The organism is Bifidobacterium sp. UBA744 (assembly GCA_002298605.1).
Classification (GTDB): Bacteria; Actinomycetota; Actinomycetes; order Actinomycetales; family Bifidobacteriaceae; genus Bifidobacterium.
The window spans coordinates 1-19,789 of sequence record DBKS01000018.1 but is presented as its reverse complement, the minus strand read 5'-3'; the positions used below and the strand labels follow the sequence as shown (position 1 = coordinate 19,789).

At 67.2% G+C, this 19,789-nt stretch carries 16 protein-coding genes; 9 read left to right on the top strand and 7 right to left on the bottom strand.

Going from position 1 to position 19,789, the window contains the following annotated elements; all coding sequences use genetic code 11:
• Positions 1 to 239: 239 nt before the first annotated feature.
• The 5 genes from B2994_RS01835 to B2994_RS01815 all read right to left on the bottom strand — a co-directional run bounded on the left by B2994_RS01835 (position 240) and on the right by B2994_RS01815 (position 6,595).
• Entirely contained in the window at positions 240 to 2,174 is a 1,935-nt protein-coding gene (locus B2994_RS01835; protein ID WP_291526700.1) for an FAD-binding protein, read from the bottom strand.
• Positions 2,175 to 2,235: 61 nt separating this feature from the next.
• Positions 2,236 to 3,534 (bottom strand): DNA-processing protein DprA, encoded by a 1,299-nt coding sequence (locus B2994_RS01830; protein WP_291526699.1) that lies wholly within the window; start codon positions 3,532 to 3,534, stop codon positions 2,236 to 2,238.
• A gap of 38 nt (positions 3,535 to 3,572) precedes the next feature.
• On the bottom strand, positions 3,573 to 5,114 hold the full coding sequence (locus tag B2994_RS01825) for a YifB family Mg chelatase-like AAA ATPase (RefSeq protein WP_291526698.1): 1,542 nt from the start codon (positions 5,112 to 5,114) through the stop codon (positions 3,573 to 3,575).
• A complete protein-coding gene (locus B2994_RS01820; RefSeq protein ID WP_291526697.1) occupies positions 5,114 to 5,581 on the bottom strand; it encodes a YraN family protein in 468 nt (155 codons plus the stop codon). The genes B2994_RS01825 and B2994_RS01820 overlap by 1 nt, the downstream gene beginning before the upstream one ends.
• 132 nt (positions 5,582 to 5,713) lie before the next feature.
• Positions 5,714 to 6,595: a bifunctional hydroxymethylpyrimidine kinase/phosphomethylpyrimidine kinase gene (locus B2994_RS01815; RefSeq protein WP_291526696.1), complete on the bottom strand. Its 882-nt coding sequence runs from the start codon at positions 6,593 to 6,595 to the stop codon at positions 5,714 to 5,716.
• 310 nt (positions 6,596 to 6,905) lie between these two features.
• On the opposite strand from B2994_RS01815, the gene pdxS reads away from it, so the two are divergent.
• The 9 genes from pdxS to B2994_RS01770 all read left to right on the top strand — a co-directional run bounded on the left by pdxS (position 6,906) and on the right by B2994_RS01770 (position 17,708).
• Positions 6,906 to 7,781, top strand: coding sequence for a pyridoxal 5'-phosphate synthase lyase subunit PdxS (gene pdxS / locus B2994_RS01810; protein WP_291526695.1), 876 nt, complete (start codon positions 6,906 to 6,908; stop codon positions 7,779 to 7,781).
• Between the two features lie 2 nt (positions 7,782 to 7,783).
• Positions 7,784 to 8,434 carry a pyridoxal 5'-phosphate synthase glutaminase subunit PdxT gene (pdxT, locus tag B2994_RS01805; RefSeq protein ID WP_291526694.1) on the top strand — a complete coding sequence of 217 codons (651 nt, stop codon included), beginning with the start codon at positions 7,784 to 7,786 and terminating at the stop codon, positions 8,432 to 8,434.
• Between the two features lie 238 nt (positions 8,435 to 8,672).
• Positions 8,673 to 9,989, top strand: a complete 1,317-nt coding sequence (locus tag B2994_RS01800) for an O-acetylhomoserine aminocarboxypropyltransferase/cysteine synthase family protein (protein WP_291526693.1) — start codon at positions 8,673 to 8,675, stop codon at positions 9,987 to 9,989.
• Positions 9,990 to 10,270: 281 nt separating this feature from the next.
• The gene (locus B2994_RS01795; RefSeq protein WP_291526692.1) at positions 10,271 to 10,810 is read left to right on the top strand and encodes an ECF transporter S component; all 540 of its coding nucleotides are present in this window, start codon (positions 10,271 to 10,273) and stop codon (positions 10,808 to 10,810) included.
• Entirely contained in the window at positions 10,807 to 12,300 is a 1,494-nt protein-coding gene (locus B2994_RS01790) for an ABC transporter ATP-binding protein (RefSeq protein ID WP_291526691.1), read from the top strand. Before B2994_RS01795 ends, B2994_RS01790 begins: the two co-directional genes overlap by 4 nt.
• A 3-nt stretch (positions 12,301 to 12,303) precedes the next feature.
• Positions 12,304 to 13,089 carry an energy-coupling factor transporter transmembrane component T family protein gene (locus B2994_RS01785; protein WP_291526690.1) on the top strand — a complete coding sequence of 262 codons (786 nt, stop codon included), beginning with the start codon at positions 12,304 to 12,306 and terminating at the stop codon, positions 13,087 to 13,089.
• The gene (locus B2994_RS01780) at positions 13,086 to 14,072 is read left to right on the top strand and encodes an Lrp/AsnC family transcriptional regulator (protein WP_291526689.1); all 987 of its coding nucleotides are present in this window, start codon (positions 13,086 to 13,088) and stop codon (positions 14,070 to 14,072) included. Before B2994_RS01785 ends, B2994_RS01780 begins: the two co-directional genes overlap by 4 nt.
• Before the next feature lie 153 nt (positions 14,073 to 14,225).
• Positions 14,226 to 15,059 carry an ABC transporter ATP-binding protein gene (locus B2994_RS01775; RefSeq protein ID WP_291526688.1) on the top strand — a complete coding sequence of 278 codons (834 nt, stop codon included), beginning with the start codon at positions 14,226 to 14,228 and terminating at the stop codon, positions 15,057 to 15,059.
• A gap of 15 nt (positions 15,060 to 15,074) precedes the next feature.
• Positions 15,075 to 17,708: an ABC transporter permease gene (locus B2994_RS01770; RefSeq protein ID WP_291526687.1), complete on the top strand. Its 2,634-nt coding sequence runs from the start codon at positions 15,075 to 15,077 to the stop codon at positions 17,706 to 17,708.
• Between the two features lie 6 nt (positions 17,709 to 17,714).
• Here B2994_RS01770 and B2994_RS01765 read toward each other — a convergent pair whose 3' ends face one another.
• Positions 17,715 to 18,428, bottom strand: coding sequence for a response regulator (locus tag B2994_RS01765; protein ID WP_291526686.1), 714 nt, complete (start codon positions 18,426 to 18,428; stop codon positions 17,715 to 17,717).
• Between the two features lie 8 nt (positions 18,429 to 18,436).
• Positions 18,437 to 19,789 (bottom strand): DUF7134 domain-containing protein (locus tag B2994_RS01760; RefSeq protein ID WP_422652241.1); only part of this gene is annotated, 1,353 nt, incomplete at its 5' end.

Below are 19,789 nucleotides of genomic sequence, written 5' to 3'. Positions count from 1 at the left end.
GTTTGCCCCGTGCGCGTCGTGAGGAGGATCCGAACGGCGACGATTTCCTGGCGAAGGGGTTGGATGATTTCGCGCGGCGTCCGGCGCGGTCCGCGCGCGAGGGGCGTTCGGGATGAGGCGTGAACCGATTGACGCGTACTGTCACCGTGACTAGGCCCTGATCACTCATCCGGATTCTCCTTGCGAAACAAATGGCGCGCGATGCGCATATCGGTCAGTTATTGTGCCACAAGGGCGCGTCAGTATGCTCTCGCCTTGGGCGGGTAGTCGGTGACGACGACGGGCCGCCACGATACCGTGCCGGTTTTGTCGGTCATGCTGTGGGCGAGATAGTGCTCGTCGTCGCGTGCGGGGAAGTCCGTGCGCATCAGGGATCCCCTCGATTCATGGCGGGCGTCGGAAGCGGTCAGCACCGCTGTGGCCAGTGTGACGAGGTGGCGCGCCTCCAGAATCGCGACGAGTTCCTGGTTGAAGGCGGCGGTGTCGCTATGGGCGTGCATCCTTGCCGAGCGTGGCTCGAGCTCCTTCGCGATGCGGCTGAGGGCGGTTGCGATCGAATCCCGGTCGCAACGTACCGCCACGGCGCGTTCCATGATGACGCCGAGATCGGCGAGCAGGGCATAGGGGTTGTTCTCCCGTTCGTCGGATGCGGTGGTTTCGTCGGTTTCGCCGGCCGTGTCGGCCGCATTGGCTGTACCGTCTGTACCGGCTGCGTCGGCGAGCAGCGCGGCGATGGCGTCCGCCCGCCGCTTGGCCTCCTGGTCCACTGCGTCGGCGTTGTCGTCCCGCGCCAACGGGTCGGAACCCCCGATATCGTCCTGAGCTACGGGAGCCAGGCGGATCCGCGCGGCGATGGCACGGCCGGCGCGGGTGCCGAACAGGCAGGCGTCGAGCAGCGAATTGCCGCCGAGCCGGTTCGCGCCGTGCACGCTGACGCACGAGCATTCGCCCGCGGCATACAGGCCCTCCACCACGATGCGCCTGCCGTCCGCGCCATCGCCGTCCCACCGGTACACTTCGCCGTCGGTGGTGATGGGGATGCCGCCCATGGTGTAATGCGCGGTCGGCTTGACCGGCACGAGATCGCTGGCCGGGTCGAGATGGGCGTAGTGTCGGATGGTCTCCACCACTTGCGGGAGCACGGCCTGCATGCGATCGGGATCAATGCCGGTCATGTCCAGCCATACGCAATCCCTGGGGCCGTCGGGATCCTTCGGGTCCGTCACCCCTCTGCCGGCGTCGATCTCAGCCATGATCGAACGGCTGACCACGTCGCGGGCGGCCAAGTCGGCGTGGTCCGGGGCGTAGCGGGTCATGAACGCCTCGCCGTCGGCGTTGCGCAGCACCGCGCCCTCGGCACGGGCGGCCTCCGACAGCAGAATGCCGGTGTGCGCGAGCCCGGTGGGATGGAACTGCACGAACTCCACGTCCTCAAGCTGCAAGCCGGCGTCAAGGGCGAGGGCCATGCCGTCGCCGGTGAGATCCCACGAATTCGACGTGGTGTGGAACAGTCGTCCGGCCCCGCCGGTGGCGAGCAGCACATTGCGCGCATGGATGGCGTGCGTGGCGCCGGTGTGCGTGTCCAGCGCCACCAGACCGGAGACGTGCGAGCGGTCGGGGGAGAGCGTTAGATCGGTGACCGTCCACTCCTCGGCGAATTCGACGCCTTCCGCGACGCACTGCTGCCACAGGCTGTGCAGGATCTGGTGGCCCACGCGATCGGCGGCGTAGGCCGCGCGGCGCACCGGACGGCCTCCGAAATCGGCGGTGTGGCCGCCGAAGCGCCGTTGGGCGATATGACCGTCCTCGGTTCTGGAGAAGGCCACGCCGTCATGCTCAAGTCCGATCACCGTCTGCGGGGCCTGCTGGGCGAGCAGTTTGGCGGCGTCCTGGTCGACCAGCCAATCGCCGCCCTTGACGGTGTCGTAATAGTGCCACTGCCAGTCGTCCCTGTCCACGTTGCCCAGGCTGGCCGCAATGCCGCCCTCCGCCGAACCGGTGTGCGAGCGCAGTGGCTGGAGTTTGGAGACGACCAGGATTTTCGGCGCAAGGCCAGCGTCGCTCATCTCGCGGATGGGGTTGGATCGCAGCAATCCGAGGGCCGCGGACAGGCCTGCCGCCCCTGCGCCGACGATTACTGCGTCATACATATCTTCCAGATGCTTGGGACTCATGGTCCCAATTGTCTTGGCAGGGGCGGACCCATGGCCGCCGGCGCGTCCGGGATGTGCGGTCTTATGAGTTTGCGGAGGTGATTCTGAATCCGCCGTCTTCGGCACGGCGGATCAGCCCCTGCGCTTGCATGACGCCGAGTTGTCCGGTGAGCCAGACGATCGTGCGGGTGGCGGATTGGTCGGGGTGTGCGGCTGTCATCGTCTCCAGCAGGGTGTCTTCGTTGGCTTGTTCGCCCCGGGCGCGGCATGATCGGATGGTTTTGAGGATCAGCGCCTGCTGTCCGTCGGCGTGCGGCGCGGGTTGCTCCGTCGTGGCCGGGGGCTGGTGGTCGGGGTGGCAGATTTCGCTGACGTCCTCGCTGTCGGGCAGCAGGATGGCCCGGTGCTCGTGGATCAGCATGTTGCAGCCGGCGTTATTGGGGTTGGTGATGTCGCCAGGTACCGCGTATACGTCGCGTCCCAGGTCCGCGGCCCAGTTGGCGGTGTTGAGGGCGCCTGATCGGCGGCGTGCCTGGGCGACCACCACGCTGTGGGCGAGGGCCGCGATGATGCGGTTGCGCAGCAGGAAGCGCCGGGCTTCCGGAATGGTGGACGGGCTCATTTCGCTGATCAGCGCGCCTGACGTATCGATGATGCGGTTGAAGAGCGTCGCGTTGCGTTGTGGGCCTATGTGGCTGAGTCCGCCGGCGAATACCGCAATGGTGCGTCCGGCCCGTTGCGGGTATTGCTCCATGGCGCGGATCGCGCCCCAATGGGCGGCGGCGTCGGCCCCGTAGGCGCCGCCGGAGACGACGCAGTGTCCGCGCAGCGCCACGTGGTGTCCTATGGTGCGGGCCGTGTCGCAGCCGTAGCCGTTGGCGCCACGGGATCCGACGATGGCCACGGGCGCCTCGCAGCTTGCCAGTGCGGCCGGGTCTCCGCGTCCCCACAGGCATAGGGGCGGTGCCCAGTCAGATCGTTCCGACAGGTCGGCCAATTGGCGTGGCCAGCAGGCGTGGCCGGGCGCGATGATCCACATGGATCCGCTGCCGGTGAACACCGTCTGCAGGCTGTCCGGGGCGAGGGACGGCAGCGAGTCGAGGCGTGCAGACCATCGGGCCAGTGCCGCGTGGAACTTTTTGAGTCCGCGGTGATCCACCCTGCGTCCCCATCGTGCGGCGCCCAGCAGGAACATGTCGTCGAGCCCCCGTCCGGCCCCCTGATCCGCCACGCGCCGTTCGCGTCCCGAATGGTGGATGTCGATGATGGCTTCGGCCAGCGTCGCGGCGTCCGGCGCGCCCTTGAGGGTTGCGGTCAGCAGCGCGTCCGGTCCGTCGGCGCAGTGGGCGAGCGTGGCCCTGCCCAGTGTTTCGTTGTTCACAACGGTCCTTTCGTATGCGGCGTCGTGCCGGGCGCCGGCTATTCCCTGGTGCGCAGGGTGATGCCCCGTGCGACGTCGGTTTCGTCGGGGCTGGTCCTGCCGGCCAGGTCGGCGATGGTCCATGCCAGTCGCAGCGCGCGGTCCGCGCCGCGCAGGCTCAGGGTGTTGCGGTCGAGCGCGTCGTTCACCAGGTTGAGCGCGGCCTGCGAGGTGTGGCGTCTGAGCCATTGGCCGCTGGCTTCGGCGTTTGACGCCCAGCCCTGGGTTCTGAAGCGTTCCCGTGCCGTCGCGCGGGCCTGGATGACCCTGCGTCGGACCATGGCGCTGGTTTCGCGCCGTTCGCTGTCGCTCGCCAGCAGCGAGGGGACTTGCGGCACGTCGATTTGGATGTCGATGCGATCGAGAATCGGACCTGACAGGCGGTTCCTGTAGCGGGCCCGCTCCCGCGGGGTGCACTGGCATCGTTCTCCGGTTCCGGTTGAGGCATAGCCGCAGGGGCAGGGGTTCGAGGCCATCGCCAGCAGGAACCGGGCGGGATAGTATGCGGTTCCCCTGGTGCGGGCGATGGCCACATATCCCGTTTCCAGCGGTTCCCGTAGCGTCTGCAGCGTGCGTGGTTGGAATTCGGGCGCCTCGTCCATGAAGAGCACGCCCCGGTGGGCGCGTGTGACGGCGCCCGGCTGGGCGATGCCGACTCCGCCGCCCACCAGCGAGGCGGTGGTGGCCGTATGGTGCGGCGCCTCGAACGGTGGTTCCTCGCGGATGCCGTACATGGGCAGCGTGCCGCACAACGATCGGATCGAGGCGACTTCGAGCTGCTCCGCGTCGTTCAGCGGGGGCATAATGCTGGGCAGCCGCATGGCCAGCATGGTTTTCCCCGATCCCGGCGGACCGGTCATCAGCATGTGGTGCCCTCCGGCGGCTGCGACCTCCAACGCCCATTTGGCGGTTCGCTGACCCACTACCTGCGCCATGTCGAGGTCCTCGCGCGGGGGTGCGGCGTCGGGGCCGATTTCCGGGTCCATGATCTGTTCCGGTGCATGGGTGGCATCAAGACGGTACTTGGGGCGGCCCCCCATGCGTTCGATGAGCTCGCCGAGATGACGCAGTCCGACGGCGTCGATCGAACCGACCAGCGACGCCTCCTCGAGATTGGCGTACGGCACGAATGCTCGTGTGATGTGGTGGGACGCCGCGTTGAGCAGCATGGGCAGGATCCCGTTGACCGGCAGGATCGTGCCGTCGAGGTTCAGCTCGCCAAGCACCAGGGTGTTGGATAGGCAGCCGGGCGGGATCATATTGCCCGCCGCAAGTACCGAAGCGGCGATGGCCAGGTCGTGCGCCGCGCCGCGCTTCGGCAGCGAGGCCGGTGACAGGTTGACGGTCACGCGTGTCTGCGGCCAGTGGAATCCGCAGGACGAGCACGCTGATTTCACCCGCTCGCGCGCCTCGCTCACGGAGGCGTCGGGCAGCCCGATGATCGCGAAATACGGCAGCCCGGGGGAGATATAGGCCTGCATCTGGACGACGAAGGCCTTCAATCCAATCAGTCCGATGGACATGGCGGTGCCGATGGCCATCAGAAAGCCTCCGGTATATGGGCGATCGTCGGCTCGCCGGCGGACACCCGGATGGCTATGACGTCGAAACGGGTGCCGCGGTGCGCGACGTAGCGGCTTTCGTCAAGCAGCCATTCCATGGCTGCCTTGCGCAGATTGGCCCGCTTGCGCGCGTCGACGGCCTCCTGCGGCAATCCCTGGGCGTTCGAACGTCTGGTTTTCACCTCGACGAATGCGATGTCCCGGCTCGGGTCCAGCGCCACCATGTCGATCTCGCCGTAGCGGCAGCGGAAATTCCTCTCGAGGATGCGCCAGCCACGTCGGGCGAGCCATTGCGCGGCGTAGTCCTCGCCGGCCTGGCCGAGCTGCCTCGGGGTCAGACCGGCGCAGGCGAAGGCGGCGCGGCGCCCCCGCTCGCGGTTCGGCCCGGCGGATGCTACCGGTGCGGCGGGTGAAAGGTTTGTTGGGTGGGTCAGTGCTGTGCTCATGCCTCCAGCACAGCACCGGTGACGTGCCGGAGACAAGCCGCGCCGGGCATTGTGCGCGGATGTGGCGCTCGCCGGCGTCTTCCGGGCGTGTCGTCGCCTTCGCCGGCGGTGGCGGGGCGGCGGGTCGCCGTTTCAGCTCTCCCTCACGAGGCCGGTCAGCATGCCAAGGCTCAGCTCGAAGCTGACGCCGCGCTCGGCGTGCCCGGGTTGGTCGGGTGTGTGCTCCATGGCAGAACGGACGAATTCGCCGGCGATGCGCGCGGCCTCGACCAGCGGCCGGCCCGCCATCACCGCCCCGACCAATGCGGAGGCGAAGGTGTCCCCGGTGCCGGGTGCCATGAACGGCAGCTTGCGGTGGGATATCTCGGTGCAGGCTGAGGCGCCCCGCTCCCGCGAGGCGACGTAGTTGCGAATCAGGCCGTCGTCGCGGTCGACGCCCTTGAGGACCACATTGCGGGCGCCGAGGTCCAGCAGCGCCCCGACGAGATCGCGCACGGCGGCGTCGGGCAGATCCGATCCGGCCCATTGCCGGCCGGTGAGGATCGAGGCCTCCGTGAGATTGGGCATCAGCACGTCGGCCTTCCGCGCCAGGCGGACCACCGCCCGGCACATGTCAGGCGTGTACGTCGGATAGGTCCGGCCGTCGTCGCCCATCACCGGGTCGACCAGACGCAGTGCCTTCGGATAGTCGCGATACAGCCGTTCAATGATCGAAACCTGGGCCGCGCTGCCCAGAAAACCCGAGTACACGCCGTCGAGGTCCACGCGCTCCTCGCGCCACGCGTCCAGGTAGTCGTCGAGCAGATCGGTGGTGTCGTGGAAGGTGAACACCGGGAACATGGTGTGGGCGGAGAACAGGGCGGTCGGCACCGGGCAGACGTCGCAGCCGCAGGCCGACAGGATCGGAATCGCGCAGGTCAGCGAACAGGTGCCGTATCCGCACATGTCGTGTACCGCCGCCACCCGGGGAATGTACCGTGGATCCCGCTCGTAAAGACTGTGCTCTTCGCTCATAGGGAAGACTCTAGCGACACGCCGGAGACAAAGAATCTCGCGAACCGCGGTTTCGGCCTTCGGATCGGTGCGTGCGCGCCGCATGTTTCATATCCGGGACGTCGCGTGGGCAAAGTGCCGGGAATCGAAAGACGTCCGTTCGATCGACGAGCCATTTTGCCGCGCCTGTGCAATCCGCCGCGGCCGGGTTCTGGCCGGCCAATGATTTTTCCCATCGGACGCCGGAGGGTGTTCCGCCATCGGGCAACAAGATGCCCGTAGCATATGCACTGTCAAACGCAATACCGTTCCACAACCGAAGGGATATGACATGGCGGAGAACAGGGCCGAACTCAACAGAAACCTGGCGCAGATGCTCAAGGGCGGCGTCATCATGGACGTCACGACGCCCGAGCAGGCGAAAATCGCGCAGGACGCCGGCGCGTGCGCGGTGATGGCGCTTGAGCGGATCCCCGCGGACATCCGCGCCGCTGGCGGTGTGTCCCGCATGTCGGACCCGGCCATGATTCGGGGCATTCAGGAAGCCGTGTCCATTCCGGTGATGGCCAAGGTACGCATCGGGCACATCGCCGAGGCCCGGATCCTGCAGGCCATCGACATCGACTACATCGACGAGTCCGAAGTGCTTTCCCCGGCCGACGATGTCTACCACATCGACAAGAACCAGTTCGAGGTGCCGTTCGTCTGCGGCGCCAAGAACCTCGGCGAGGCGCTGCGTCGCATCGCCGAAGGCGCGGCGATGATCCGCACCAAGGGTGAGCCCGGCACCGGCGACGTGATCCAGGCGGTGCGTCACATGCGCACCATGAACAAGCAGATCCGCGAGCTGGCCGGTCTGCGCGACGACGAGGTGTACGAGGCAGCCAAGCAGCTGGCCGTGCCCTACGACCTCGCCAAGTACGTGCACGACAACGGCCGCTTGCCCGTGGTGAACTTCGCGGCCGGCGGCGTGGCGACCCCCGCCGACGCCGCGCTGATGATGGAACTTGGCGCCGAGGGTGTGTTCGTAGGCTCCGGCATCTTCAAGTCCGGGGACCCGGCCAAGCGCGCCGCGGCCATCGTGCAGGCCACGGCCAACTGGCAGGATGCCGATCTGCTGGCCCGCCTGTCCTCCAATCTGGGCGAGGCCATGGTCGGCATCAACGAGGACGAGATCCAGACCATCATGGCCGCGCGGGGTGAGTGAGCATGGTCGTCGCCGTTGAATACATCTCCAAGGAGCAGTCCGACGACGTCGCCGCGGGGCGGGATTCCGCGCGTCACGGTGTCACCGGGATCCTCGCGGTGCAGGGCGCCTTCGCCGAGCATGCGGCCATGCTCGACAGGCTGGGCGCGCCGTGGAAGCTGCTGCGCCAGGCGTCGGATTTCGACGGGTCCGTCGATCGCGTGATCCTGCCCGGCGGGGAATCCACCACGCAGGGCAAGCTGCTCAGATCCACCGGATTGTTCCAGCCCATCGCCGATCATCTGGCCGCCGGCAAACCCGTGCTCGGCACCTGCGCGGGCATGATCCTACTCGCCCGGAGGCTGGAGAATGATCCGAACGTCTATTTCGGCGCGCTGGACGCCACCGTGCGCCGCAACGCCTACGGACGCCAGCTCGGCAGCTTCGACGCGGTGGCCGACTTCGGGCAGGCGGGCGACGGTGACGTCATCCGCGACTTCCCGCTGGTGTTCATCCGCGGTCCGTATGTGGTGTCGGTCGGCGACAAGGCGCGCGTGGCAACCGTGGTGGACGGCCATCCCGTGGCCCTGCGCCAGGGGCGGATCGTCGCCACCGCGTTCCATCCGGAACTCACCGGCGACACGCGCATCCACGAGCTGTTCCTGGGCCTGTGACCGGTCGGGGCGCGGTGCCATCGGCGTGTCGCGCCCCGTCTCCGGTGCTCCCGACGATTTCGCCCCGCCCTTCATCCTTACTGCCGACTGGGATGTTAAGAGGCTATAGGTAACCCCGATAACGTCTGGCTTGCGCGCGGGGCCGGCATACCCGTAGGGTCGTAGACATCACCTCGCCAACCGCCTCACGACCGGCGGGTGGCGAACCAGCACAGTCCGATCGTTGAAGGAGCGCATCATGACAGAAGCCAACAAGAACTACCGTTTCGAAACCCTGCAGCTGCACGTCGGCCAGGAGCAGGCCGACCCGGTGACTGATTCCCGCGCCGTGCCGATCTACCAGACCACCAGCTACGTCTTCCACAACTTCGACCACGCCGAGGCCCGCTTCGGACTGGCCGACCCCGGCAACATCTACGGCCGTCTGACCAACTCCACCCAGGCTGTGTTCGAGGACCGCATCGCGGCCCTCGAGGGCGGCACCGCTGGCCTTGCGGTCGCGTCCGGCGCCGCGGCCGTCGAATACGCCGTGCGCAACATCACCCAGACCGGCGACCACATCGTCGCCGCCAAGAACGTGTACGGCGGCACCTTCAACCTGCTGCGCCACACCCTGCCGCGCGACGGCGTGACCACCACCTTCGTGTCCGCCGAGAACCCGCAGGAGTTCGAGGACGCCATCCGGGAGAACACCAAGCTCGTCTACTTCGAGACCTTCGGCAATCCGAACGCCGACCTGCCGGACTTCGAGGCCATCACCGCCATCGCCCACAAGCATCATCTGCCGGTGATCGTCGACAACACCTTCGCCACCCCGTACCTGTTCCGCCCGCTTGAGCACGGCGCCGACGTCGTGGTCGAGTCCGCTACCAAGTTCATCGGCGGCCACGGCACCACGCTCGGCGGCGTGATCGTCGAGGGCGGCAAGTTCAACTGGGCCGAGGTGCCGGGCAAGTTCCCGACCCTGACCGAGCCGGATCCCTCCTACCACGGCCTCAACTTCTACGAGGCGCTGGGCGGCACCGCCTTCGTGACCCGCGTGCGCGCCATCCTGCTGCGCGACACCGGCGCCACGTTGTCCCCGCTCGCCGCGTTCCTGCTGCTGCAGGGCACGGAGACCCTGTCCCTGCGCGTCGAGCGCCATGTCCAGAACGCGTTGAAGGTCATCGACTATCTGAAGACCGTCCCGGAGGTCGAGTCCATCTCCCACCCGTCCATCGAGGGTCGCAAGGACCACGATCTGTACAAGAAGTACTTCCCGAACGGCGCCGGCTCGATCTTCACCTTCGACATCAAGGGCGGCAAGGACGCGGCGCGCGTGTTCATCGACAACCTGCACCTGTTCAGCCTGCTGGCCAACGTTGCCGATGCCAAGAGCCTGGTGATCCACCCGGCTTCCACCACCCACTCCCAGGAGACGCTGGAGGAGCTGGAGGACCAGGGCATCCACCAGGGTACCATCCGCCTGTCGATCGGTACCGAGAACATCGAGGACATCCTCGACGACCTCAAGGCCGGTTTCGAGGCTGTCCGCGCCTCCGGTCTGGCCAAGTGACGGCAGCCTCCGACATGCGCTAGCCTGCCGGCCCGGGGGAGAGCCGTGGGGGGGTCTGCGCGACACAGCGTCCCGCGTCGTTTTCGGCGCGGGACGCTATCGTCGGTGTTTCGCTCGTGCCGGGCAGGCCCGCGGCTACCATGGGGCGTCTGGGGGCGTCCGCAAAAAATCAGGATTTCAATATCCGATGTTTTTGATTGTTTTAACCCCTGTTTGCTTTCGAAAACGACTATAATTCTATCAAGAATCAGAAGAGATGAATTTCTAGGAGGTTTCATTTCATGTCCGCACGTACGCACAAGGCGCTGACCGCGAGCACGATCCCGTTGATCGCCGTTATGACCGCGGTGACCACCGTGGTCACCATGTTCGTCAAGATTCCCACCCCGACCCGAGGCTATCTGAACCTGTCGGACGCCATGATCTTCTTCTCCGCCTACGCCTTCGGACCGTGGGTGGGCGGCATCGTCGGCGGTCTTGGCCCCGCGCTCGGAGACCTCATCTCCGGCTACCCGCAGTGGGCGCCGTTCACCTTCGTGATCGACGGCGTGCAGGCCCTGATCGTGGGGCTTGCCGTCAAGAAGCTCAAGGCGCTCGACATCGTCCTGTGGTCCGTGGTGGCCGGCGTGTGGAAGGTGTTCGGCTACTTCATCGCCGGCGGCATCCTGTCCGGATGGGGCCCCGCGCTCGGCGAAGTGCTCGGCAACTCGGCCCAGGCCGTCGTCGGCCTGGTCATCGGCCTCGCGTTGTTCTTCGCGGTGCGCAAGGCGTATCCGCCGCTGGTGCGTCTGGGCAACCTCGGCGTCAAGGCGGGCGAGTGAGCCTGATTCGCGTCAATCGCCTCTCCTGGCGGTACGCACCACTGGCCGATGGCGGGTATCCCGTCATCGGCCTTGACGATGTGAGCCTCGATGTCGAAGCCGGATCGTTCACCGGGGTGGTCGGCGCCACCGGGGCGGGCAAATCCACGCTGCTCATGGCGCTGGCCGGCATCATCCCCAATCTCGCCGACGGCACCATGGCCGGCATGGTCGAGATAGGTGGCGAGAACACCCGTGACGTTTCGGTCGCCCGGCTGTCGCGGCGCGTGGGATACGTCCAGCAGGACCCCGAATCGCAGTTGTTCTGCGCCAGCGTGGAGGAGGAGGTCGCCTTCCCCCTCGAGCAGCGCGGCATGGATCCCCGTACCATGGACCGCCGCGTTGACGAAGTACTCGCCATGGTGGGCATGCAGGGCATGCGCGCACGCGTGCCGTCGAGCCTGTCCGGCGGGCAGATGCAGCGGGTCGCCATCGCGGCCGCCCTCGCCCCCGACCCGGACGTGCTGGTGCTCGACGAGCCGACCGCGGCGCTTGACCCTGACGGCAAACGCGAGGTGTTCGACGTGCTGGGGCGCATCCGCCGCGACCGCACGCTGACCGTGGTGATGGCCGAACAGGACACCAGGCATCTGGCGCGGTGGGCCGATCGCATCGTGCTGCTCGACCGGGGGCGCGTCGTCAGGGACGGCGACGCAGACCTGTTCTCCCGCGAACCGCGGCTGCTGGAATCGCTGGGCGTCATGGTGCCCGGCGAGCCTCCGGCGCTCAAGGTGCGTGAGGACGGCGAGCATGACCGAATCGACGGCGACGAGGCCATCGTCGTCGATCATCTGACGCATCGTTACGGCGGCGTCACGTCGCCAACGCCCCCCGCCCTCGACGACGTGACGGTCGCCATTCCCCGCGGCGCATTCGTCGGCCTGATCGGCCGCAACGGCTCCGGCAAAACCACGCTCGCCAGACACCTCAACGCGTTGCTGGCACCAACCAGCGGACGGGTGGTCGTCGACGGGCTCGACACGCGCAGCCACGCGGTCGGCAAGCTCGCCGCGCATGTGGGGTATTGCTTCCAAAATCCGGACCATCAGATCTTCTGCTCGTCGACGCGCGAGGAAATCGCCTTCGGGGCCAAGGCGCTCGGCCGCTCCGGCCGGCAGGTCGACGAGGTCGTCGACCGGATGATGGACGATTTCGGCCTCACCGGCTATGCCGACGTGTCGCCGGCCACCCTGGGATACGGGGACCGTCGCAGCGTCGCACTGGCCTCGGTGCTCGCCATGCAAACCCCCATCCTGGTGCTCGACGAACCCACCGCGGGTCTGGACACGCGGCGTTCCGCGCGTCTGCTCGGCATTGTGTCCCGGCTCAACGCCACAGGGATCACCGTCGTGATGATCAGCCACGACATGGCGGCGGTCGCCCGGTATTGCAGCCATGTGCTTGAACTCGACCACGGCCGTGTGGCCCGATTCGGGAAGCTGGTGAACTAGCCGATGGACTCCGACCTGTATATGCCCGGCGACGGCTGGCTGCACCGCGCCGACCCCCGCGTCAAATTCCTGCTGTCCCTCGCGCTGCTGATCCTGTGCCTCGTCTGGCGCAACCCGGCGGTTATCCTCGCGGCGTTGGCGGCGGAGCACCTCATGCTGGCGCTTGACCGCACGCCGCTCGAACGCATCCTCTGGGTGTGGAAGATACTGGCGGTGATCATTGCGCTGATCGTCGTCCTGTGGCCCGTTTTCGACCCCTCGGGCACTCACGAGCTGTGGCGCTGGGGGTGGCTGAGGGTCACACGGGAGAATCTCGTGATGGCGGCGGTGATGGGCCTGCGCATCCCGGCGCTCGGCTTCGCCTGCTTCCTGACGCTGTTCACCACCAGCCAAGCCAAGCTGATCCGCGGATTGAACGCCCTGGGCCTGCCGTACATGGTTTGTCTGGCGCTTGCCACCGCGCTGCGCTACATCCCGGTGTTCTTCGTCGTCTTCCAATCCGTGCTCGACGCTCAGCGGGCCCGCGGCCTCGATCTGTCCGGCGGCTCCCCGCTGAAACGCGCCAAGGCGTACCTGCCGGTCATCGTTGCCGTGCTGATCCGGGCCTATCGCATGAGCCAGTCCGTCGGATGGGCCATGGCGTCGCGGGGACTGGACGCGACGCCGTTGAACGGCAGGCGCACCAGCCTGGTGTCGCTGCGCATGCGCCGAGCCGACTGGGCGCTGCTGGCCGTCATAGTCGCGACAGCCCTCGCCGCCGTCGCGGCGCTTATCCAAGGAGCGGCATGAAATCCCCCGTCATCACCGTGCGCGACCTGGAACTCATCTCCGCCCTGCAGCATGACGGTCGCATGCCCCTCGCCACACTCGCCGAACGGCTCGGCACATCGGTGTACGCGGTCACGGAACGCTACCGCCGCCTCACGTCGTCCGGCATCATGGCCGTGGTACCCGTGGCCAACCCGCTCGCGTTCTCCAACTACTGCCAGGTGATTGTCGGACTGCGCGTGAACGGGCATCGCGACGAAGCCCTGGCGCAATTGCAGTCCATGCGCGAGGTCACCTACGTGGTCACCGCGCTGGGCGACGCCGACATCATCGCCGAAGCGGTGATCTATTCGAACGCGGCCATGGACCGGTTCCTGAAACGCGATCTGCGGTCGCTGCCGGGGCTGGAGCGCGTCGAGGTATTCTCCTGCGGCAACCTCATCCTTGACGACCATAACGTCAGCGTGGTCAACCAGCTGCTGTCGGCGCTGGCGGGACGAAGCTTCGCCACCAAAACCGAGGCGAATGTCGGCGCCGGAGTCGATGTGAGCGTCCTGGAGCCAAGTCTTGCGGACACCTTCAACGTGCTGCAGCGCGACGGTCGCGCCAGCTACCAGACGGTGGGGGAGGCGCTCGGCGTGACCCACACCGCCGTTCGCGGCCGCGTCCGCAGGCTCGAGGACAGCGGCCTGATGCGCATCATGGCCACGGTGAGCCCAATGCGGCTGGGCGGATTCCGCCAGGGATTCGTCGGCTTGTCGCTCAGGCCCCCGCAGCTCATGGACGTGCGGTCGCTGACCGCCATCGACGAGGTCACCTATGTGATGAGCGGCGTCGGGATGTCGGGCGCGGACTATCTGATCGAAATCATCGCGCCCGACGACGAATCGCTGTGGCGGGTCATCGACGAGAGAATCCGCCCCCTGCCCGGCGTCGAGCAGGTGTGGTGGGCGTCCACGGTCAGCGTGGAGAAGGAGACCTACTGGCTGGACCCGGTCCGCTGACGGGTCGGGTCATCCGCAGGGATGATTGGCGGTCCATCAGCGTCACCGCATGTCACTCCGGCGCACGATGCCCGGATTGCCCGCGATCCTCTAGGTTTGGGGATGTCGATCGGGGGAACTGGTCCCCGATCCGAAGCCTGAGGGAAGGTATACATGAACGACACATCGATTGCGCGGCACAGGGCGCATGCCGACTTCTCGACGAGCGGCGGCGATATCGCCATCGAGGCGATTGACCTGGTCAAGGACTACGGCGAGGGCGATACGGTCGTCCACGCCCTGCGCGGCGTCAACGTGCGCTTTGCCCGCGGCCGGTTCACCGCGATTATGGGGCCGTCGGGCTCCGGCAAGTCCACACTGATGCACACCCTGGCCGGACTGGACGCGGCGACCGGCGGCCACATTCTCTTCGGCGGGCGCGACCTGACCGACATGAACGACAACGAACTGACCATGCTGCGACGCCACCGGATCGGCTTCATTTTCCAAAGCTTCAACCTGCTGCCGATGTTCACCGCGGAGCAGAACATCCTGATGCCGCTGACCCTTGCCGGCGCCAAGGCCGACCGCGAGTGGTTCGACACCCTGGTCGCCACGCTGGGGCTCGGCCGGCGGCTGAAGCACCGCCCCAACGAGCTTTCCGGCGGCCAGCAGCAGCGCGTTGCCATCGCCAGGGCGCTCGTCACCAAACCCGACCTGGTGTTCGCCGACGAGCCGACCGGCAACCTCGACTCGGTGTCGAGCGCCGAAGTGCTCGGCTTCCTGAAACGTTCCGTACATGATCTCGGCCAGACCATCATCATGGTGACGCATGACGCGGTGGCCGCGTCGTATGCCGACCGCGCCATCGTGTTCGCCGACGGGCGCATCGTGGCCGACGAACCAAACCTCGGCGCCGATCGGATGAACGAGCTGCTGATGTCGGAGCGGGAGCGGGCGGCCCGGCTGTTCGACCGCCCGGCCATGCGCGACGCTGCGGCTCGCTAGGAAGGGGACGGGCATATGTGGTCAGTCACCGTGAAATTGATGCGCAACAGCCTGCGCATGCTCATCCCCGCCGGCGTCGCCATCGTGATCGGCACGACGTTCATCGCCTCGACCTTCCTGTTCGGCAATTCGCTGAACCGCTCGATGCGCGACTTGTGCTCGGCCGGTTTCGGAGGCGCGAACTACGAGGTGTCGGCGGACTCCACGAACGTCTCGGAAAGCGTTTTGTCCCATCGCGATCTTGAGAGGATCGCCGGCGTCGACGGCGTCGAAGGCGTGCGCGCGGAAGTGAGCGCCCCGATCGAGATCACCGCGTCGGGCAGACATGTCAGCACCGTCGCCACCCCCATGAGCGCTCCGGCGTCGATCATGGTGCAGCGACTGGTACAGGGGTCGTGGCCGGACGGGGACCAGGAGATCGCGATCCCCAAATCCATTGCCGACCGATCCGGCATCAGTCTCGGCGACCAGGTGGAGGTGCGGCCGACGGCGGTCGACGCGACGCAGGCGGTCCAGTCCCTGGATCTCACCGTCACCGCCACGCTGGAAGACAACTACTACCAGTATTACGGCGGCTCCGCGGTGGTGACCCAGTCGACGCTGCTGAAGCTCAGACCGGGGTATGATTCGTTGGACTCCCTGCCGGTCGGGAGCCTGTACCTGCTGGTCGCCACCTCCGGCGACGTGTCGGTGCAGACCGTGCTCAGCCAGGTGAACGCCCTGCTGCCGCAGGGGTTCCGGACGGTCAGCCGCGCCGAGGCCGAGGATGCCCAGATGAAGCGGATGTCCGGCGATTCGGGTGTGAACGTCATCACTCAGTTCCTGCTGGTATTCGGCGGCATCGCGATGTTCGTGGCGGCGCTGGTGATCGTCAACACGTTCCAGGTGCTGGTGGCGCAGCGTCGCCGGACCCTGGCGCTGCTGCGCGTGATCGGCGCGACCAGGGGCCAGCTGTACGGTTCGGTGATTGCGGAGTCCGCGCTGCTCGGACTTGTTTCATCGCTGGCCGGCGTGGGCGCCGCGGTCGGGCTGATCGCCGTCGTCTCGTCCTCCGGCGTGCAGTTCGGCGACATGACGTTCATGCTGATCCCCAGCTGGACGGCTTTCGTCATTCCGATGGCGCTCGGCGTGACCGTCACCGTGCTCGCCTCGCTGTCCTCGGCGCGCGCAGCCACGACCGTATCCCCTCTGGAGGCCCTGCAGCCGTTGGAAACGTGGGAGCGGAGGCGCTCCGGCCGGCTTCGGCTGGCCGTCGGCATCACCTGCATGGTGGCCGGCTTGGCTGGCGGTGCGTTCGCGTTGCTGGAATCGCTGCGGTATCTGCATGACGGCACCGGTCTGATGGCGGATCGCTTCGGAGCCGTGCTGTTGGGTGCGATGCTCTCGGTGATCGTCGTCTTCGTCGGCCTGCTGATGACCGCCGTGCATTGGATCCCCCTGCTGCTGCGCGGCGTGGGCGCCGTGGTGAGCCATCTGGGGTCGTCCGCGGCCATCGCGTCGGCGAACATCCAGCGCAACCGGCGTCGTGTGGCGGCGACCGGAGCCGCCCTGCTCATCGGCGTGACGCTGGTGAGCTGCCTGGGCGCCGGCGCGGCGTCGGCCAAAACGTCGATGACCGCGGCGCTTGGCACCAGATACAGTGTGGACATGCAGGTGTCCGGTTGGAACGTGAACGCCGACACCCTCTCCAAAATCGCGTCGGTGGACGGCGTGACCGACGCCCGGCTGGTGTCGACGGGGCAGGCGACCATCAGACTCGCGGACGGCGGAACCAGCCAGCTTGACCTGTTCGCCATGACCCCCTCCGACGCGCGGGCCGTCATGAACGTTCCCGCCGCGGCGGATCGCATGACGGACGGCACCGTGGTGCTGTCGGAGAAATGGCTGGACTCGATGGACGCCGCCTCCAGACCGGCCGACGGGTCCACGGTCGCCGTCACCCCGGCCACATCGGGGAAGAGCCACGGCGACGGTTCCGAATCGACGGACCTGAAACTCGCCGTGGCCGATTTCCGCCGCGTCAGCACCGGCGCGGGCATGCCCGCCATCATGACGCCCGACACCTTCCACCGGCTGACCGACCGGTTGGGGGCGGACGCCACCGGCATGCAGGTGTGGGCTTCCATCGACGGCAACGCAACGCCATCGCAGATCATGGACGCGGTTCAGGAGGCGTTGCAAGACGACGCCGGCATACAGGTCACCGGCTCATTCGTCGAACGCGCCTCCTGGGACCAGATGGTGGACATGGCGCTGATGGCCCTCGTGGCCCTGCTTGCCGTGGCCGTGCTGATCGCCGTGATCGGCGTGGCCAACACGCTGAGCCTGTCGGTGATCGAGCGAACGCGCGAATCCGCCACCCTGCGGGCCATCGGCATGACGCGAGGCCAACTGCGAGCCTCGCTGGCCATCGAGGCCCTGCTGATCTCAACGGTGACGGGCGTCGTCGGCGTGCTGCTGGGCGTGGCGTTCGGATGGCTGGGTTCCATGGTGATGTTCAGCCAGTTCGACGTGGTGAGGCTGAGCGTCGATTGGACGATGATCGGCGTCATCCTCGCGGCGACGGTGGTCTGCGCCCTGCTGGCCAGCGTGATGCCCGCCCGCCGCGCGGTGCGGACCCCGCCGGTCGAGGCGCTGGCCGAAGCCTGATGGCGATCAGACCAGATGATTCTCATAGGCGAAGACCACCGCCTGCACGCGGTCGCGGGCGTTGATCTTCGCCAGAATATGCGCCACATGCGTCTTCACGGTCGGCAACGAAATGAACAGCGCGTCGGCGATCTCCTGATTGCTCAACCCATGGGCGATCTCGACCAGCACCTCCCGCTCGCGCTCGGTGAGCAGATCCAACTCCGGATCGGTATAGGGCGCCGGCACGCCCTGAACGGCGGCATCGTGCATTTCGGCGCCACGAGTCGCGGCAAGGTCCCCATCCACCATTTTCTCAATAAGGCGTTTGGTGGCGGATGGGGCGATGATCGCGTTGCCGTTGAACACCGTGCGAATCGAATTGAGCAGCGTCTCCGGCTCGGTGTCCTTGAGCAGAAAACCCGAGGCGCCCGTCTGAATCGCGGCCATCACATACTCATCCAAATCGAAGGTCGTGAGGATGATCACGCGCGTCGGGCGCTCGCCGTCGTTGGCCGCGCTGATGCGCCGGGTCGCCTCGATGCCGTCCATGCCGGGCATGCGCACATCCATCAGCACCACATCCGGATGCGTGCGCGACACCAGGGACACCGCCTCCTCGCCATTGCGCGCCTGTCCCACCACGATCATGTCGGGTTGCGAGCCGATGACCATCGCGAATCCTGCCCGCACCAGATCCTGGTCGTCGGCGATGACCACGTTGATTGCGTTTGTCTCCATGCTGCCCACTATATGCGGTCCCCGTCGATTCGTCGGCGATCGCGCAGCTGCTCGTTCAGCGGCCGCACCGGGGCGAGATGCGGTTCGTTCGCCGCATGCGCATGCCGCTCGTCGGAGGATTCGGTCTGACGCAGCATGCTGAGCAGTTGGCGCATGTGGGCCAGCGCCTCGCGTCCCCTGTCGCCGATCGCCTTGAACGCGTCGGCGATCGCCTCGGGCGGGACCCGCGCGCCGTCGACCCCACCGGAGTCGAGCATCGCCAGTCCGACCGCGGCCTGATCGGTCACGCCGGTGAGCGCGGCGGCTATCTCGGCCCGCATGGCCGTGGAGATGCGCTCCCGTTCGGCGTTGGCGGCCATGGTGGACACCTTGCGCCGCTGCTCGCGGAGCGCGTCCCCGCGTTGCCGAAGGATCAGCATGTTGGCCCCCCGCGATCGCGTCCACAGCCCCTGCGCGACGGCCGCCGCACATATCAGCATGGTCCCGGCCCCGAATGCCGCGCCATAGCCCATGGATGCGGCGAGGCCATAGGGGCCGAGTCCCGCGCCGCCCGTCGCCGAGCCGGTGATGACGGAGGCCAGCAGCGAGACGATGGTGGGCGAACCGCAGTAGTACCCGGTGATCTTGACGCCGAATATCAGCGAATCCGCGCATGCCATCGCCGCGACGGCCTTCCAGGCGTCGCCGCGCCCGTAGGCCACGGCCGAATAGATGATCGGCGGCACCAGCAAATTGCTCGGGAGCACCGGCTCGAACACGATCATCTGGCATGCGCAGACCATGGCCGCCAGCACGGCGGCCGCCATGGGGAAGCGCCGGCGCATGGCCAATGAGCAGCACATCGCCGCGGTGACGCCGGCGGCGACGGTCGCCCCGGCCCCTCCGCCGACGCCGTCGGACGTGCCCGCAACGCCCTGCCATATGAGGGTGAACACCAGCGCCGCCACTATGCTGTCCGCCAACCAGTAGTGCCGTTCGCTCCATTGCGACATGCGCTCCACAATATTGCCCCGACGATTGTGGGCATCATGGACGTCCTGGCCGTTGTGGCCTGGCCGACGTGTGGCCCAGTCGACAAGCGACTCGGGGATCGCCGCATGCCCCGTCGGCGCGGGCGGCACGTCCCGCGACGCCGTCTCGGCGGACTGCGGCGAAGCTGCGAAAGGAACCCGCGCGCCCACTTCGAACCCTCCGGCGGACCGCGGTCCGGCATGCACCGTGCCGCCAACCGACGCGACGCGCTCACGCATGCCGGCCAGCCCGTATCCGGGGGCGTGCCCGTCGAGGTTCGCCGACGTTCCCCGGCCGTCGTCGGTGATCGTCATCGACACCCCCGTGCCGTCCCACTGCTCGCGCACCGT

Coding starts and splice junctions, on each gene's coding strand:
- B2994_RS01785 (WP_291526690.1), top strand. CDS start 12,304: ATGGACTCCGACCTGTATATGCCCGGCGACGGCTGGCTGCACCGCGCC.
- B2994_RS01770 (WP_291526687.1), top strand. CDS start 15,075: ATGTGGTCAGTCACCGTGAAATTGATGCGCAACAGCCTGCGCATGCTC.
- B2994_RS01820 (WP_291526697.1), bottom strand. CDS start 5,581: ATGAGCACAGCACTGACCCACCCAACAAACCTTTCACCCGCCGCACCG.
- pdxS (WP_291526695.1), top strand. CDS start 6,906: ATGGCGGAGAACAGGGCCGAACTCAACAGAAACCTGGCGCAGATGCTC.
- pdxT (WP_291526694.1), top strand. CDS start 7,784: ATGGTCGTCGCCGTTGAATACATCTCCAAGGAGCAGTCCGACGACGTC.
- B2994_RS01775 (WP_291526688.1), top strand. CDS start 14,226: ATGAACGACACATCGATTGCGCGGCACAGGGCGCATGCCGACTTCTCG.
- B2994_RS01780 (WP_291526689.1), top strand. CDS start 13,086: ATGAAATCCCCCGTCATCACCGTGCGCGACCTGGAACTCATCTCCGCC.
- B2994_RS01800 (WP_291526693.1), top strand. CDS start 8,673: ATGACAGAAGCCAACAAGAACTACCGTTTCGAAACCCTGCAGCTGCAC.
- B2994_RS01835 (WP_291526700.1), bottom strand. CDS start 2,174: ATGAGTCCCAAGCATCTGGAAGATATGTATGACGCAGTAATCGTCGGC.
- B2994_RS01825 (WP_291526698.1), bottom strand. CDS start 5,114: ATGGCCATCGGCACCGCCATGTCCATCGGACTGATTGGATTGAAGGCC.
- B2994_RS01765 (WP_291526686.1), bottom strand. CDS start 18,428: ATGGAGACAAACGCAATCAACGTGGTCATCGCCGACGACCAGGATCTG.
- B2994_RS01795 (WP_291526692.1), top strand. CDS start 10,271: ATGTCCGCACGTACGCACAAGGCGCTGACCGCGAGCACGATCCCGTTG.
- B2994_RS01815 (WP_291526696.1), bottom strand. CDS start 6,595: ATGAGCGAAGAGCACAGTCTTTACGAGCGGGATCCACGGTACATTCCC.